This window comes from Paenibacillus doosanensis (assembly GCF_025060755.1).
GTDB lineage: Bacteria > Bacillota > Bacilli > Paenibacillales > NBRC-103111 > Paenibacillus_S > Paenibacillus_S doosanensis.
Window position 1 is genome coordinate 12315 of record NZ_JANYUY010000040.1, and the last position, 16620, is coordinate 28934.

10 protein-coding genes are annotated in these 16620 nt (G+C 55.3%); 1 reads left to right on the forward strand and 9 read right to left on the reverse strand.

Going from position 1 to position 16620, the window contains the following annotated elements; genetic code table 11:
* Positions 1 to 46: 46 nt before the first annotated feature.
* From N0M98_RS23585 to N0M98_RS23625, 9 genes are all read right to left on the reverse strand, one after another.
* Positions 47 to 4333 carry a SpaA isopeptide-forming pilin-related protein gene (locus N0M98_RS23585; RefSeq protein ID WP_259619373.1) on the reverse strand — a complete coding sequence of 1429 codons (4287 nt, stop codon included), beginning with the start codon at positions 4331 to 4333 and terminating at the stop codon, positions 47 to 49.
* A 436-nt stretch (positions 4334 to 4769) separates the two neighbouring features.
* A complete protein-coding gene (locus N0M98_RS23590; protein ID WP_259619374.1) occupies positions 4770 to 6143 on the reverse strand; it encodes a sensor histidine kinase in 1374 nt (457 codons plus the stop codon).
* Complete coding sequence (locus N0M98_RS23595) at positions 6116 to 6820, reverse strand: response regulator transcription factor (protein ID WP_259619375.1); 705 nt, start codon at positions 6818 to 6820, stop codon at positions 6116 to 6118. The genes N0M98_RS23590 and N0M98_RS23595 overlap by 28 nt, the downstream gene beginning before the upstream one ends.
* A gap of 100 nt (positions 6821 to 6920) precedes the next feature.
* The gene (locus N0M98_RS23600; RefSeq protein WP_259619376.1) at positions 6921 to 9086 is read right to left on the reverse strand and encodes a hypothetical protein; all 2166 of its coding nucleotides are present in this window, start codon (positions 9084 to 9086) and stop codon (positions 6921 to 6923) included.
* Between the two features lie 67 nt (positions 9087 to 9153).
* Complete coding sequence (locus tag N0M98_RS23605) at positions 9154 to 10575, reverse strand: extracellular solute-binding protein (protein WP_259619377.1); 1422 nt, start codon at positions 10573 to 10575, stop codon at positions 9154 to 9156.
* Positions 10556 to 11983 carry an ABC transporter permease gene (locus tag N0M98_RS23610; RefSeq protein WP_259619378.1) on the reverse strand — a complete coding sequence of 476 codons (1428 nt, stop codon included), beginning with the start codon at positions 11981 to 11983 and terminating at the stop codon, positions 10556 to 10558. Before N0M98_RS23610 ends, N0M98_RS23605 begins: the two co-directional genes overlap by 20 nt.
* Positions 11984 to 12020: 37 nt before the next feature.
* Positions 12021 to 13175 carry an efflux RND transporter periplasmic adaptor subunit gene (locus N0M98_RS23615; RefSeq protein WP_259619379.1) on the reverse strand — a complete coding sequence of 385 codons (1155 nt, stop codon included), beginning with the start codon at positions 13173 to 13175 and terminating at the stop codon, positions 12021 to 12023.
* Positions 13176 to 13203: 28 nt separating this feature from the next.
* Entirely contained in the window at positions 13204 to 14082 is an 879-nt protein-coding gene (locus tag N0M98_RS23620) for a carbohydrate ABC transporter permease (RefSeq protein WP_259619393.1), read from the reverse strand.
* 161 nt (positions 14083 to 14243) lie between these two features.
* Positions 14244 to 15122 (reverse strand): carbohydrate ABC transporter permease, encoded by an 879-nt coding sequence (locus tag N0M98_RS23625; protein WP_375295548.1) that lies wholly within the window; start codon positions 15120 to 15122, stop codon positions 14244 to 14246.
* Between the two features lie 226 nt (positions 15123 to 15348).
* Between N0M98_RS23625 and N0M98_RS23630 the strand changes: the two genes are divergently transcribed.
* On the forward strand, positions 15349 to 16518 hold the full coding sequence (locus N0M98_RS23630) for an oligogalacturonate lyase family protein (RefSeq protein WP_249865058.1): 1170 nt from the start codon (positions 15349 to 15351) through the stop codon (positions 16516 to 16518).
* The last annotated feature ends 102 nt before the right edge of the window (positions 16519 to 16620 follow it).

Sequence of the window (16620 nt, forward strand, 5' to 3'; positions counted from 1 at the left end):
TCCTTTCCGGAAAGCCTGCGGTTGGTTACGCAATAGGCGTTGCTCGCTAGATGTTCTTAGTCAGCTTGCGCCGCAGCACCAATCCGACAAGGATTAGGATAAGGCCTGCAATTTCAATGAAAACGGGACTTGCTTCGCCTGTTTTCGGAAGCGTTTCTTTCGGTTTCCCGTCCTCCGGCGGATTGCCGAGAGGGACTTTCTGATTCACTTCGATCGTGCCGGCCGTGTCGCTGCCATCCGGATTGTCCGGATTGTCCGAGTTTGCCGGATTGTCCGGTTGGACCGTCTCTTCCCCGCTATCCGGCTGCCCGGTCACCGACGGACCGCCCAAAGGCACTTTTACATTGCCGTCAATCGTGCTGCCCGGCTGCGACGGATTGGGATTGGCCGGATTTTCCTCCGCTGGCGTCGGCGTTGGCGTCGACGGTGTTGGCGATGACGACGAAGACGAGGACGACGATTTGCGGATTCTCAAGTTCGTTACCGTCAGCGAATAGTTATCCGACGTTTGAAGCGTCACCGGGTACTCCTTGGCATCAAGCACATATCCTGCCGGAGCCGCCGTTTCCTTCACTACGTATTCCCCTGCAGTCAGCTTATCGAAGACGATCATGCCGTTTGCATCCGTCGTTTTTGCGCCGACCGGGGTTAAACCTGTCCCTGTCTTAGCGTACAGCTCGAAGACCGCTCCGCTCAGCAGCAGATCGCTTCGCACCGAATCCGTCTTTTTCACCGTGATTGAGCTTTCCGCAACCGGCGTTGTCGGCGGATTAGACGTAACGTCCTTGTTATTCGTGACGGTGAATTGCGCGCTGCCCGACGTTTGAAGCGTCACCGGATATTCCTTGGCATCAAGCACATATCCTGCCGGGGCCGTCGTTTCCTTCACTACATATTCCCCTGCTGCCAGCTTATCGAAGACGATCGTGCCGCTCGCATCCGTCGTTTTCGCGCCCATCGAGGCTAAGCCGCTCTCCGTCTTCGCATACAGCTCGAAGGTCGCTCCGCCGAGCAGCAGATCGGGTTGCTCCGAATCTACTTTTTTCACTGCGATCCAGCCGTCCGAAGCAGGATTCGTCGGCGGATTAGGCGTAACGTCCTTATCGTTCGTAACGGTTAGCTGAACGTCGGCGGCGGTTTGAACCGTCACCGGATGCTCCTTGGAATCAAGCACATATCCTGCCGGGGCCGCCGTTTCTTTCACTACGTATTCCCCTGGCGCCAGCTTATCGAAGACGATGATCCCGCTTGCGTCCGTCGTTTTCACGCCGGCCGGGGTTAAACCTGTCCCCGTCTTCGCGTACAGCTCGAAGGTCGCTCCGGCGAGCAGCAGGCCGCTTTGCTCCGAATCTACTTTTTTCACCGTCAGCTTGCCGTCTGTGTCAGGCGGGTTAGGCTTAACGATCTTATCGTTGGCGATTGTCAGCTGATAGCCGTCCGCGGTTTGAATTTTCACCGGATATTCCCGAGAGTCGAGCGCATATCCCGCCGGGGCCGCCGTTTCCTTCAGCACATAATCCCCAGCCAGCAATTTCTTGAACACCGCCTCTCCGTTCGATCCGGTTGTCAACGTGCCGACCAGCAGCTGTTCCGAGCCGGTTTTACGGTATAGTTCGAATGTAGCTCCGGCGAGTTTAACCGCAGGGGCAGCTCCGTCTACTTTCGTCACGGTGAGAGTGCCTCTGATGCCGCTAATCGTCCCCGAACCGCTGGTCACTCCGACCACGACGCTCGTTGACGTATCCTTCGTTACCGTAATTTCGTTGTTGCCGCTAAATGCGATTTTGTTGGATACGGTATCCTGGTCCTTGGCGACAATTAAAGATTGATATTCCAGAATCGCCGCCGTAGCGAGCTTCTTGAGGAAACTTAGCTCGAAGCTCTGCTTTCCGTCGTCATCCGTCTTGATTTCCAACGTGTAATCCTTATCCTTAACGAGCTCGGCCGCCTTGTTCACCGTGCCGTTAGCGTCCACTTTGGTCGTAAACAGCTTGAACGTGCCAGGCAGCAGAAGCTGGTTGTCCGACGGCGTATCGATAATTTTGGCGTCGGTCACCGTTGACTGCGTGCGGTTGATAAGAACGGTCCAGTCGATTTTATCGCCGTTTTGCTTGCCGTTCTTGTTCACGTATTCGCCGCCGTTAGGGATGCTGACGGAAGCCGTCAAAGGATTCGATACCGGCGTAACGCCGTCCAGCAAGCCGGCCGTATTGCTTACTTTATTATCAATAATTTTCCCGTCGAGGCTTGTCTTAAAGACAACATAGTACGGAGCCGAAATCGGCTTCTGGAACGTCACGGTCAGCTTATTGTTCTCGTCGACCGAGTAGTTGTAATACGTGCTGTCGACGACGGAGCCTAAAGACGGATTGCCGTTTGACGCGATGTTCATCCCGTATACGGCAAGCGAGTCTGCGACCAGCTTCTGACCGGATTCAAGCGTATCTTCAACGACCGCTTCGGCCAGCGTCTTGCCGTTATAGTTCACGCCGACCGTCCATGCAATCTGCTTCGACGACGCGTCGTAAACTCCGCTTTTAAGCCCGTTGTTTTTCGCTTCGTTCCGCGGATCGAACGTTGCGGTAACCGTCTTCGTCTGTGCATTGGAAGCACTGTCGATCCAATCGACCACGGCCTCGTTCAGAAAATTTACCGCTCCGGCGCTGAGCCAGTCCATATTGAACTCGGTGTTGTAATAGATCGTCACCGGAGAGTTGATCGTCCGATGGAATGTAACGGCAAAGCCTTGATCCGGCGCTATGGCGGGATCTACCGTATAATCGGAAGGGCTCATCCGTTGGCCGCCTTCATACACGGTGAATGCTTCGGGAATAAACCGGAGTCCTTGATGAAGGAATTTATCCGTAACGACCACACCGCTCATCGTTTCGCTGTCGCGGTTGATCGCAATGCTCCAGGCTGCCGTTTTGGCCTTATAGTCGACCAGCCCGACGCCCTTGGCGATCACCACCTGATTAATGCCCCGCGTCGCCGTTTTGCTGCCCCCGCTGCCGGAAACGACCTTATTCGTAATGACAGCGTTATCGATGACGCGATGAACGGCCTTCGTTTGGTACTTGATTTTATAAGCGGACGAAATCGGGTGTGCGAACTGCAGCTTGAAGCCTGTGCTTCCGGCCGCCGTCTCCGGCGTCACGCTATATTCCGCTGCGGGCAATTCAGCGCCGAGCGTCTCTGCTCCCTTGGCATCGACCGTCACCGGGTAAACATGGAGCGAACCGGCGACCAGCTCCTGCGAATCATTAAATAAATCCGTCAAAAAAGCTTCGGTTTGGGCAATGGTTTTCTCGTTGTAATTGTACTTGATTTCCCAATCGATCGTTTGCGTATCGGCATCGTATTTCGTCGACACCTTGTCCAGCGCCGTACCGCGCTGCACCGTAACGGTAGCCGTCGCGCTTACCGGCGTTTGGTTGCCGCCTTGAAGCGTAGCCTTGTTCACAAACGAGGTTTTGTCCCCATCCGTTACCGGCGTCGTGTACTGAATGCGATAGGCCGTTCGGATCGGATTGTCTGTGAAGCTGAGCGTAAGTACATTGCCTGCCGTGTTGACGATGTATCGACTGCCGTCGACCGGCGCTCCCTGAACGACGGTGCCGTCCAGATTGACGCCCAGCTCGTATACGGCAACGGTCACCGGAGCTCCCAGCCCTGCGGGAATCGGGTCGGTTACCACCGCGTTCTGAACTGCAGCCAGCTCCTTGTTCACATCAACGGTCCAATCGATTTGCTTGGCGTTGTAGCCGTCCGGCACGCCGCTTTTCCCAATGGTCGAATCGACGTTCGGTTTAAAGCGGAGCGTAAAAACTTGTTCCCCGCCGTGAACCGGAATTTTAATAATCTGCGTCGTGCTTCCTTGGATAACATCCATATCGAACACGGTCTGGAACGTCAGCGTTCCTCTCACATCCGACAAATTTTCAATCGACTCCATCGTCATAACCACTTCATGGGAGTCTTTATTTAATGTAAATTTGCCTATCGCTTCGCCGCTGGATATGAGGGGCTGCGCGGGAATATCGTTGTAAAACTTAAACTCATCCGGCAGCTTGAACGTGAAGGTGTCCCCGTTCTTGTAATCATGTCCTCCAGGCAGGGACCATGTGTAGTCCAACTGCACCTTCGAGCCCGGCTCATACACATTTTCCGTCACGACGTGGCCGGATTTGTCGTACACCGCCATCGACACGCTGTCGATAATATTATCGGTAATCGCCGCTGCGTTCGCTTGAGGCGAAAAACCGAAAGCAGACAGCACCTGCAGAATCATCAATAGACCGATGAGCAGCGTGCTGATCTTTTTCTTGGCCATATCTTCTCAGCACCTCCATTCTGCATAGATTTTCAACCGAAATCCAAACCCTGTATTCCACCAGAATTTCAATAATTTACCTATAGAGAACGAACTTCCCCCTTTCCGTATCGTTGCACTTCATCTATCAGCCCGCACAAGCCGTCTGCATAGTGAAGCGTGGTATGAATTCTTTCCGGACATTGCAAAAAAAAATCGAGAGCCCGGTGCAACCGCAGACGGATCGCACTATCTCGATGAACCGGAAAGTCTTCCATATCAGTTTACCATAATTATCTGAACAAAATCTAAACAAATTTGCAGGCATATCAGCAACGTCGTCGCCGTCTATTTTGGATGCCTTGACCCCATTCGCCAAAACGCGGGATTTGATAGAAATGCTTAAAAAGGCCGAAGGAGAGCCTGCTGCCGCTCCCGCATTCGACCTTTTTGATAGCTAGTTTTTATGCTTAACGGGCAAACGGAACGTCACTATCGTCCCTTGACCGGGCACGCTGGCCGCGGTTATGTGCCCGCCGTGCCGGACGACGATCCACCAGGCGATCGACAGTCCGAGGCCCGTGCCCCCGCTGCTGCGGGTTCGGGCCTTGTCGCCGCGATAGAAGCGGTCGAAGATTCGCGGCAAGTCTTCGGCGGCAATGCCCGGGCCGTTGTCTTCTACCGCGACCTCGACGCTGTGGCCGCTGCGTCCGGCGCGAAGCCGGATCGTCCCCTGCTCCGGCGTAAATTTCACGCTGTTGTCGAGCAGGATGACCAACAGCTGATGCAGCCGTTCGCTATCTCCCATAAGCTGAAGACCGCTTTCTACTTGCAGCTCCAGCCTCTGCCGCTTCAGCTCGGTCAGCGGTTCGAATTTACGCGCCGCCTCCCTGATCAGCGAATCGAGCCCTAGCGGCTTAAGCTGCAGCTCTTCCTGATTCGAATCGGCTCTGGCCAGCGTAAGCAGCTGATTCGTAAGTTTCCCCATCCGTTTCGCTTCCGCAAGCACCATGGACAGCGGTTCGCTCATGTCCAGAATGGAACGGTCCGGATGCCGGAAGACGAGCTCTGCGTTCGCCTGAATGATCGACAGCGGCATCCGCAGCTCATGGGATGCGTCGGCGACGAATTGCTGCTGACGATCCCAGGAACGCCGGATCGGCTGAAGCGCCTTATTGGCCAAGTACAGCCCAGCGAGAACCGTCAGCGCGCCTCCTCCGAAGATGCCGAGCAGCATGATTTCCAGCAGTATGTTCAGCATATTTTGCTCGGAATCGACGATACTGACGGCTTGCGCGGATACGATCCGGACCGCTTCCCCGTCGTCGGAGGGATAAGGCGGGAGGATATCCCCCTCTTTCGGCGGTAATTGCCCCGTCATGATCTTCACATTCATCGAGACAGGCTGATCGTAATCCAACGTATACAGACGGTAGTAATGACCGTCGATTTTCACCGTCTCCGGCTCGCGTAGCGGCCGGTACGGCCGAAAAGCCTCGGCGGTTTTGCCGTTATCCGTTCCGAGCATAAGGGGGATGCCTTTACCGCTCTCATCCCAGAGCACCAGGAAAACCCGGGGATCGATCCCTTGAATTAATATCATGCTTTTCTTCATGCTTTTATCATCGCTCGCCGGGTTGTATTCCGTGAAAAATTGGGCCTTCACATTGACGGACCGGAGATCCTGCGCTCTCGTCCGCAGCGATTCATCGACCTTAGCATATAACTGGTGGCGCAATTCGCAATAAACGATCAAACCGATGCAGGCGAGAATAATGAATAAGACCGCCGCATTCAGCACCGTCAGCCGGTTTCGGATGCGGTTGAACATGAGGCTTGCTCCTTTATCATATAACCGACGTTTCGGATCGTTTGAATGATATGATCGCAATCGAACGCCTTTAGTTTTTTGCGCAAATAATACACGTAGACATCGACGACATTCAATCCGACATCGGAATCGAGACCCCAGACGCGCGCGCAAATCTGCTCGCGGGTCAATATTTGCTCCCGGTTGCGCAGCAAATATTCGAACAGCTCGAACTCCTTTTGCGTAAGCTCTACAGGTATTTCGCCGATTCGCGCCTGCTTGCTTCGCGTGTTCAGGACGATCCCGCGATAGACAATCGTTCCGTCACGGTCCGCCGGCGAGCGTCTTCGCAGCAGCGCTCTTACCCGGGCGAGCAGTTCCCGCACTTCGAACGGCTTGGTCATATAATCGTCGGCCCCGCTATCAAGGCCCTGAACCATATCCTCCACCGTATCTCTGGCCGTCAGAAACAAGATCGGCGTCGCCGCCTGTTTGGCCCGAACGCTGCGGACAATCTTCAGTCCGTCCATCCCCGGCAGCATCCGGTCGAGCAGCAGCAGATCGTAATCGCCCTGCTCCGCCATATAACAGCCTTCTTCGCCGCAATCCGCGGGGTCGACTTGGTAACCTTCTTCTTCCAGCAAGGTTCGGATCGTTTTGAGCAGATGAAGGTCGTCCTCCACAACGAGTATTTTCATCGAAGGCAATCCCCCTTTTTTTCACGTGCGAGTCTAAATAATCATTTGTAGTATAAAACGAAAAGCTGAAGGCCAGATGAAAAACCGCCGCCCGAACCGGTTAATCCGTCGTGGTGAACCAGTCGATCTTCTTCGCCGCAAGCAGTTTGAGTTGCCCGTTAAAGGAGTCGTATACGCTTAACTTATAAGTTTTGAGCGTCTCCAGTTTGTAGATCAGCTCCTGATCGGACTCCTTGATCTCGAACCGGGTCTTTTGGCCCGCTCGCAGCTTCGTATCCTTCGTTCCGTCATTCGGCTTAGCGGCTTCAAAGTCTTTGAAATCGTATTCGCGGGTAAATGTTTTATTACCGTTCTCATCCTCAAAAGCGATGACCAGCTTGCGGCCTTCAATATTGGTTTCCATCAGCCGATCTTTCTTCAATTCATAGTCGAACGAAAGATTCAGCTCGCCGAGAACTATTGCCGTCGTAATGCGATTCATCGAGAGCTCGTAAGGCACCAAGTCGATATGGAGCAAGTCGTCCTGCACAGTAAATCGTTCCGTGGGCAGCCAGAAAGCGGCGGCGCCAATATACCCGTCCGCTTGCTCATCCCGGGAAGCCAGCTTGCCGCCCGCAATCGCTTCGCCGATCATGACATGCATAGTTGAGGTCGGCGTCCCCTTCGGCAAGGATGCGGTCAGGAACAGGAGCGCTTTGCCCCCGGGGCTTAGTTTCCCGCCGATAGCGCTAACGACAGCCGGGAAGATCGTTCCGTCCGCCGACTGAACATTAGCCGCCAGCCGGGTCACATCGCTGTAGCGTTTCTCCAGATTGGACGCCTCCAGCATAATCATGAACGTATCCGAGCTATCCCCTCTGTAAGTCCGGACATCGCACACCTTGTAGCCGGCGCTCCGACCGGCATGCTCTGCCGTGTACGTCTCGCCTTCGTTGTAGTACGGGACGTTCAGCAGCTCGGCGCCGCTCGTAAAGGAAAGCAGCTCGCCGGTCCCGGTGTCGCTTTCTTTTTCTTCAAGTACAAGTTTGACTTTGGAAAATGCGTACGTATAAGGCAGCTTCCCGACGAGCTGGAAACGGGTCGATGTTCCCGGAGCCAGCCCGATCAGCTGATCGGGCTGAATCAGCGTCGCCTCGATTTTCACCGCATCGTCCAGCTCATAATATCCCGTCATGTCCGGGATCGGCAGCGACAGCTCGCTATTGTTGGCGACGACGATCTCCGCGGTCAGCAAATCCTGATCCTCCCACGGCAGACGGCGGATCGAGGCAATTTCCGCGGTATATATTCCCGCATCGTTCGCGAACGTATACGGTTGTCCGAAGCTTCCCCCGCTAGCGGAAGAAACGGCGGGCAGCTCGTAAACAGCGACGGAGACGTTAAGCTTTAGATCCTGCGGGTATTCGCTTAACACAAGCTGCCACCCCTCGGATGACACGGAAACCGGAATGGAGCCGGTAAGCTCGATTTCTTGAGTGACCTGAGGATCGATCGTCATATCCTTTCCGTTTTTCGAGTCCAATGGATACATAAAACCTTCGAGCGTGCGGATCGCAAAGGAATACGCAGGTACGGCTGCGCTTTTCGCGCCCGCATTGGTCATTTCATATACGATCGTCGTATGATAGTTTTTCTCATCCTGGCGCATCGATCTTTGTTTGATGACCGTTCGCACAGGTATGTCCCCCATTCGAACTTCGCGGGATGACCCGGCTGCGGTAACGTAGCCGGCGGGAACGGCAATGGCTCCGAGACGCCGCTCAAAATTCGGCCGGCTGAAGTCCCACTGGATGAATTCTACGCTTAGCTCGGATAAATTCGTTTGATCGCCGACCGTCGCATAAAACCGGATATTTTGCGCCGAATGCGGCGCAATCCGGTCTATCTCTTTGTCTTGAAGCCATACGTTGAGCGTAATCGGGCTGCCCGACGGGGTCAGCAGATGCACCCAATAGTCATGAAACATCAGATCGGCGGCGCTATCGTTATGCACCGACACGGTGAAGGTAATATTGTTCGCTCCGTTATCTGCAAGGACGCTCCAATCTTTCAATTCAAAATACCGGTTATCCGCAAGGCTCACGGTACCGACGGAGGGAGAAGCCGCAGCTTCCTCCCCTTCGGCTGCAGTCTGGTCTATAGTCTGATCTGCAATCCGGTCTGCGGCCTGAATAGCGGCATTCGCCGGCAGGGCTATGCTGAAGAAGCAGCACATCAAGATAAGCAAAAGTTCGGAAAGGCGCCGCTTACGCTGGCACGGCTTCATGATGCAGTCCTCCTGGTAACGAAAATATTTTGCATGCCGGAACGGTTGAATCCTCTAGGTCCGGACATTATTCCTGCAAGTAGATGCTTACTTTGTTTTGGATTGTCTTGGCGGCTTCCTCCGCCGTTTTCTGTCCTTGGAAAAACGGCCCGGTTTCCGACGATACGATATCGGAAATTTTCAAGTCGCTTTCGGCATACTGCTTCACGTTATCCAATGCATTCATGATGGCGGCGATATCCTGATCCGCAGCCGGCTGAAGCGCCAATTCCTTGCCGTTGACGTTGAGACGCATTCCTTTCCCTCCTCCGCCTTCTCCTGTCCCGAGCGTCTTTAAGCTCTCCGCTTGAGCCTTTGCCCCATTGCGGTTAACGGGAAACCCGTTCAATTCCCGGACCGACTGCATTTCATCGGTCAGCAAAAATTTTACGAATTCCCAAGCTTCTTTCTTATTCGCCGATTTGCTATTGATCGAGACCGGCATGTTCGTCGTAAACGAAGCTCCTCTACTGTCATTCTCGGAAGGCGGATTATAATACGCCGCTTTGCCGTCAAAAAACATTTTTGGCATGGAGTACATGTCCATTGCCATCATAATGTTCAATTTCGGGTTAAAGACGACGTTGTTATTATCCGTATTGTCGGCGGGGATGATCTTTTCGTCATACATCGACTTGGCCAGCTTCAGCATTTGCATAAATTCGGGCGAGTCGAAATTTGCTTTCTTGCCCGCATCATCGACAAATTTGGCGTAGTTGGCGCCGAGCATCACGGCGATCAGCGCATTCGGCTCGATATACCCGAGCGGGTATACGTCCGGCTTGCCGTCGTTATTGCGGTCCGTCATCCATTCGGCGGCGAGCGATTTGAAATTCTGCCATGTCCAGTTGGCGTCGTCAATGCTCTTATCAGCCAGCAGGGCTTGATTGCCCAGCCACTTGTTCAGTCCGAACCGGATCGGGACGGTATACAAAGCGCCTTTATATTTCATCGCATCCATGATGTCGGTATAGTAATCGCTCTGCTGAAAAGATTTGTCCCGGCTCATCAGATCGCTTATATTTTCCAGGAGCTTCTTATCGGCATATTTCTTATAAGGCAGTCCGTTCATGACGATAATGTCCGACGCTTTGCCGCTCATCAGCTCCGTGCCTACCGTACTTACATATTTCTCCGTATTCTTCGGGTCCGGCTTGGTGATGATCGTCGTGTTTGGCCCCTTCATCCCCGTATCCGGCGCCGCCGCATATTCTTTGATGTCAATATTGATATTCGGGTGACTTTCTTCGAATTTTTGCTTGGCAAGCTCCAGGAAACGATCGGAGGTCATGACCGATAACGAGACAGTTTTCGTCCCGGAGCCCGCCGATCCAACGTCTGCGTCATTGGCAGCAGGCGATACGGCTCCGCTCCCCGAGCAGGCGGTCAAGCTTAAAAAGGAAATGATCGAAATGACGGCCAAACAAGGCTTACCTAAAATTCTCGACATGGGAAAGCTTCACTCCTTCAAGTTCAAGTTGGTTTGCAAGGCTATGAGCGTGAATGACGGCGACGATAAAGAAAGCGCCGGTAACCGCATATTCCTGCGGATCGATCCGGTAATCGACTCCCGCCCAGCGGGCGGCGCCATAGCCGATGGCCGCCACAACCGGAATGCAGAGAAACAAACGCTGCAGCTGCACCGGCAAAAGCACCCGTTCGGCCGACCATAGACGGACGCCAAGCAAAAACAGCGGCAAGCCGAGCAGACTGCCGGCAAAGCATAACGCGTCCGCCAGCCTTCCTGCCGCATGCGCAAGCCGTTCATGAGGCGCCGGGACATATCCCGCTTCCGCCGTCTGCTGCTGCCACAGCTCCCGCAGCTTATCGATATAAAACGATACGTCAATGATTTCCTCCGGCACCCAGTCCGGCGGAATGTACAGGCGAAACCGGATCATCTCCCACAATCCGGCCGCGCCTATTGCCGTCGAGGCCGCAGCAAGCGCGCAGCCCAGAAGCAAGCGCCGCTCGCTGCGAAGCACATCGGACCAATCCTGCGCCGCGAGCCGGGCCTGCATGGCCGCGCGGGCCTTGGCCAGCTGCCGGATCATCAGAGAAGCAAGCCCGTAAATTGCGATCATCCCGCATCCGAACAACAGCAGCCGCCGCAGCTGCGAAATCCGCGCATGAACGAGCACATCGTTTGTAATCCGAAATGACGACGGATTCAGCCCTGCCTCCGTCATCGCCTGCTTGACCGCAGTCTCCCCGCGGATCGCCGCATCGGGCTTGGCCGCCAGTTGGACGATGCCGATTCGCGCATCGGGATACACATCCAGCATCGCCGTGACCGGGATGAATACATCCTCCAAGCCGTCATCCGACATTTGCTCCGCCAGGGAGCGTTCATCCTCGAACACGCCGATAACGGTAAAGGGAACTCCGTACAGCTCGATCGTTTTACCGGCGACCCTGGTCGAATGGAACAGCCGATCGGCGAGCTGCGCGCCGATTACCGCAACGCGGCTGCGCTGATCGACCGCGGCTTGCGAGAGCGCCGCACCGCCGATCATTTTGAATTCGCGGAAATCGCGGTAAGTCCCGTTCACACCGAACAGATTGCACGAAACCGACAGCTTGCCCTGAACGGCCTGAGCTTGCATCGCTGCGGCATAAGCGACAGGCAGCGGGTTCCACCTCCGCGCCAACCGCTCCGCCTCCTCAAGCCGCAGCCCGCCCATGCTTGAAGAATCGGCGATACGATCGACGATGGCCGTCAGCTTTTGCAGCCGGTGGGAGCCGTTCTCCCGCTCCCAAGCGGTCGTGACGGACGACAGAAGCCCGATGCCGCCCAGTACAAGCAGTACTCCTGCAAACACCATGAACGAGGCTAATCGGGAACGGCGCCTGAGCATACGCGCTCCCTCCTTTCCTATGAAATGCTAAACGTGCTCAGCTGCCGGGCATGACCCGATCCCCTTCCGCAACCGGCTTGCTGCTGGAGACAACCACTTTGTCGAGGGGCGTCACGCCGTTCTCTATCGATGTCTTCCAATCATCCGCGTCGCCGGCCTGTACGGAGGCGCGCTGCAGGACGTATTCGCTGCCGAGCGGCCCCTTCTTCTCCTTCATAACGAGGACGTATTTCCCTTTATCGTCTTCGCGGACCGCATCGCTCGGCAGCAGCGAGCGGAATACGTCCGTCTTCTTAACGATCCCGAATTCGCCGGTTTCGCCGCCCTTCAGTCGGCTGTCGTTCAGCGAGAACGTAATTTCTTTGCCTTCGCGCTTAGACGGGGCGGACGACCCGGACGCCGACGTCTGCGAAGACGCTTCGTACAGATCGCGGATATCGGTGACTGCGGCCTTCACCCGCACATTGCCCAGCGCGGCAAAGATCAGCTCGGTTTCATCGCCCAATTGGACATAAGGGGCCTTAGTATCCGGGATCGTCGCCTTTAGCCGCTGTCCCTTGGCGGCGTCGGCGATGCGCACGGCCGCCTTCCCGCTTGGCACCGGCGCGCCTTTTGCCGCGTTCACTTCAATGACGGTTCCGGCGACCGGAGACGCCATCCGCCCAAACTCGGCGAGCTGGCGCTGCAGATTGGCGATTTGCCGCTCCAAAATCTGCAAATCCAGCTTTGTGCTGTCAATGTCCCGCGCTATGCCGCGCATCTGCTTCTCGTCGCTGCTGCGGGCGGCATCCATGTAGCTGTCCTGCAGCTTTTGCAGACTCAACTGCTTCTGTTCGTACCGGGCCTGATTATCTTTGAGCGAATCATCGGCATCTCCGGTTTTCAACGTAAACAGTTCTTGACCGGCCTCCACGGTATCGCCGGTCTTGACGGCGACATCGCCGACCGGCCAGTTGACTTCTACATAAATATCCGCCGTCTCCGCCGCTTCTACCTTGCCCGAGCCGGTCACCTCATGCGACAAGGGGCCGCTTGCCGGCTGCTGAACCGTCACCTCCGCCAGCGAGAGGGTCAGCAGCGTATTGGAAAAAAACGTTAAAACGATCATGACCAGGACAAAGACGAGGATAGCCCGCCGGATCGCTTTTTTCTTGACGTCATCCTCGCGCGAGGCGGCGATCGTGCCGTCCATGGAGCATGTCCCCTTTCTCTTGCTTCCCTTACCCTTTGATTCCGGAAAGCTGGATACCTTCGATCAAATATTTTTCCGCATACAACGCCACTAACAGCAGCGGCAGCATATACATCGACGATGCGGCGAAAGCGATTCCGCGTTCTCCCTCGCCGATCTGCGACAAGTAAACGGACAGCGGCTGCCGGCTCGCCTCTTGCAGAAAGATGAGCGGCTGCTCCACCATGTTCCAATTGTCGATGAAAACGAGAATGGAGAGGGCCGCCACTCCCGTCCCGCACATCGGCAGGACAATTCTTGCAAAAATGTACGCGTGGCTCGCGCCGTCCACTCGCGCCGCTTCGATATAGCTCGCAGGCACGAACATCATGAACTGCCGCAGCAGGAATACCCCGAAGGCGCTGAATATGCCCGGCAAAATAATGGACCAATGCGAGTCCAGAAGCCCTAGTCTGTCAGCAACGATGTAATTCGGCACGAGCGTCACCTGAAACGGCATCAGCATCGTCACGATATACATGAAAAAGAGCGGCTCGCGAAACCGAAAGCGCAAATGCGCGAACGCATAAGAAGCAAGCGATGCGACGAGAATTTGGCCGGCAATAATCGGTACCGTCATTTTTACGGAATTCCAGAACATAAATAAAAATTGCGGCCTCCCTACCAGCACTGCATACAGCTGGGACAGCGTTACGCGGTACGGAATCCACTGCAAGCGGACGAATTCGCTCCCTTCCCCACCGTCGCCCCGGCCCTCTGTAAAAGCGGCATAAATATCCGTAATCTCGCTTTCCGACATGAAGGATTGGATTAACGTCAGAACCATCGGAAATAAAAACACCGCCGTCAAAAGCGTAAGCAGACCGACCAGTGCGATCTGCCCGGCTCTTCGTCCTACACGGGCCATAATGACCCGAGCATTTCGGACTGCCGCCGGAGGCTGAAATTTAGCATGCTTCCGCACAGCGCTTGCGTCCGGCTCCGGTTGCGGCTCGCCTGCTGTCATAGAGCGTTCCCCCCTTATCTATTGACCAGAACGTCGGGCCGGATATGCGGCCGAAATTTCGCCTAGCCGAGCGATTTGCCGATACGCCTTTCCGTCAGGAACAGAATCCAGACCAGCACGACGATAACAAGCGCCATCAGGAACGCCGCCGAGGTCAGCTTTTGATAATCCAGCGATTTGAACATGTTGTTCATATAGTGCTGCAGCATATAAATGCTCGGGTCCGGATAATCTCCGGCCAGCAGGTACGTTTCTCTGAACACCTTGAACGAGTTGATGATCGACATGATGAACACGAAAAACGCTGTCGGCGTTAAATACACCAGCGTAATCGACCGCCACTGCCTGAATTTCCCCGCTCCGTCAACCGACGCCGCTTCGTAATAATCGGCCGGGATGTTCTGCAAACCGGCGAGAAACAGCACCATGTTGTAACCGATGTTTTTCCACAAGTAGACGACGAGCACAACCCCCAGCGCGGAAGAGCTCTCCAGCCAATCTTTCGGGGAAGCGCCCCGGCTCCAGCCCCAATCGGCGATCCATCCGTTCAGAACGCCATGCTGATCAAACAGTGCCTTCCAGACTAACACCACGGACGCTACCGGTACGACGAGCGGGCTTAAGAACGATATGCGGAACGTTTGACGCAGCGGCAGCGGCCTGTTGAGCGCCATCGCCAGCCCCAGGGACAGCAGCATGTTCAGCGGGACACAGATAACGGTAAACAGGAACGTGTTGGCGGCCGCCCGTCTGAACACCGGGTTCGCCAGCAGCTCACGGTAGTTGTCCAGCCCGACGAACGTCCCGTCCACAGGGCTGTCCATCAGCGAGAAGCGCAGACCCATCGCAAAAGGAATCGCGAAGAAGACCGCGAACCCCGCAAGGCTCGGCAGCAGAAACCATAGCGCCGTCATCCCTTCGTGATTATGTAGACGTCTCAGCACAAGCGAATCGCCTCCTTTCGTCTGAATCCATTTTCGCATCGTTAGATTAGAATTCGATTAGAAATGACGCCGCGCAAGACGGTCGGTCACGAATTTGGCTTGCCGACGGGGAAAGGCTCGGTTATCATGGGAAGAAAACGGAGGCCGGCGATACCGATGATTTACTGAAGCTTCAGGAGGTGCAGGTCTAAGGCAAGAAATAATACAGACGGGGAGGATGTATATGCAAGGAACCAGATTCAATCCGGAATTTCGCGAGTACCGGGATCGGCTTTCCGGGCGACGCATCGTGCAGCTGACCGATTATTTCGCCCACAGCAACCATCTGTACTTTACGAACGAAACGTTCTACCGCGGCGACATTATCTTCAAATCGCAGCGGGGCAATGCGAGCAATCTGTTCCGGCTGCACATGGATACGATGCACATCGTGCAATTGACCGATCTGCCGCAGCCCTCCTACGACGACCGGTATTTCGACCGCCTGCTTCTGTCCTATGTGCACGAAGGCAATGAGGAAGTGTACATGTTTTACCTCGGCCAGGTGCTGGCGCTGAATCTGAAGACGCTGCGCCAGCGCGTGCTGTATACGGCTCCGGACGGATATTATTTAAGCTCCGGATCGCCCAGCGCCGACGGCAAATATGTCGTGGCGTCCATCAACGAAAACAAGGTGCACCGTGAATTCGAGGGGGGCTTCTACGAAACGTGGGCCGCATATCCCGAGACGCGGCTGATCCGCATTGATATCGAAACCGGCGCTGCCGATACGGTCTATTCGGAACGGTATTGGATCAAGCACGTCAATATGTCGCCGGCCGTGCCGAACTTGCTTACCTTCTGTCATGAAGGTCCCTGGGACAAGATCGATCATCGCGTATGGCTGCTCGATACGAACACCGGCGCAGCGTCCAAGGTCGTGCCGGATCAAGGCCCGGACAAATCGGTCGGCCACGAGTACTGGTTCGCCGACGGAATCCGTCTCGGCTATCACGGCCGCAAGGTGCGGCCGGACGGGCAAATCGACGGCTACTTCGGCTCGATCCGCTATGATAATACGGAGCAGACGGAGGTTGACTTCCCGTTCCAAAGCCATCATTTTCACAGCAACGACCTGGAGCTGATCGTCGGGGACGGACAGCCAATGACGAATCCGCATGTGCTGCTGTGGAAAAGAAACGGCGCGGGCTTCGATCAGCCCCGCGTCCTGGCGTATCACGGCGGCATGGCGATTAATGCCGCCACCCACGTGCATCCGCGCTTTACTGCGGATACCAAGCAAGTGCTGTACACGTCCGACCGCGGCGGGTACGCAAATCTGTACCTCGTCGAAGTGGGAGACGTGGAGGAGCTGCCCTCGCTTGCCGAGGTACAGGCAGGCAAGCGGTTATAGCCTCGTAGCTGGACAATACGATATATCGTTTGGCAAAAAAAGGGTTATTCCCCGAGCAGCCCTATTCGGCTGCCTGGAGAATAACCCTTATGTCTTGCAAGA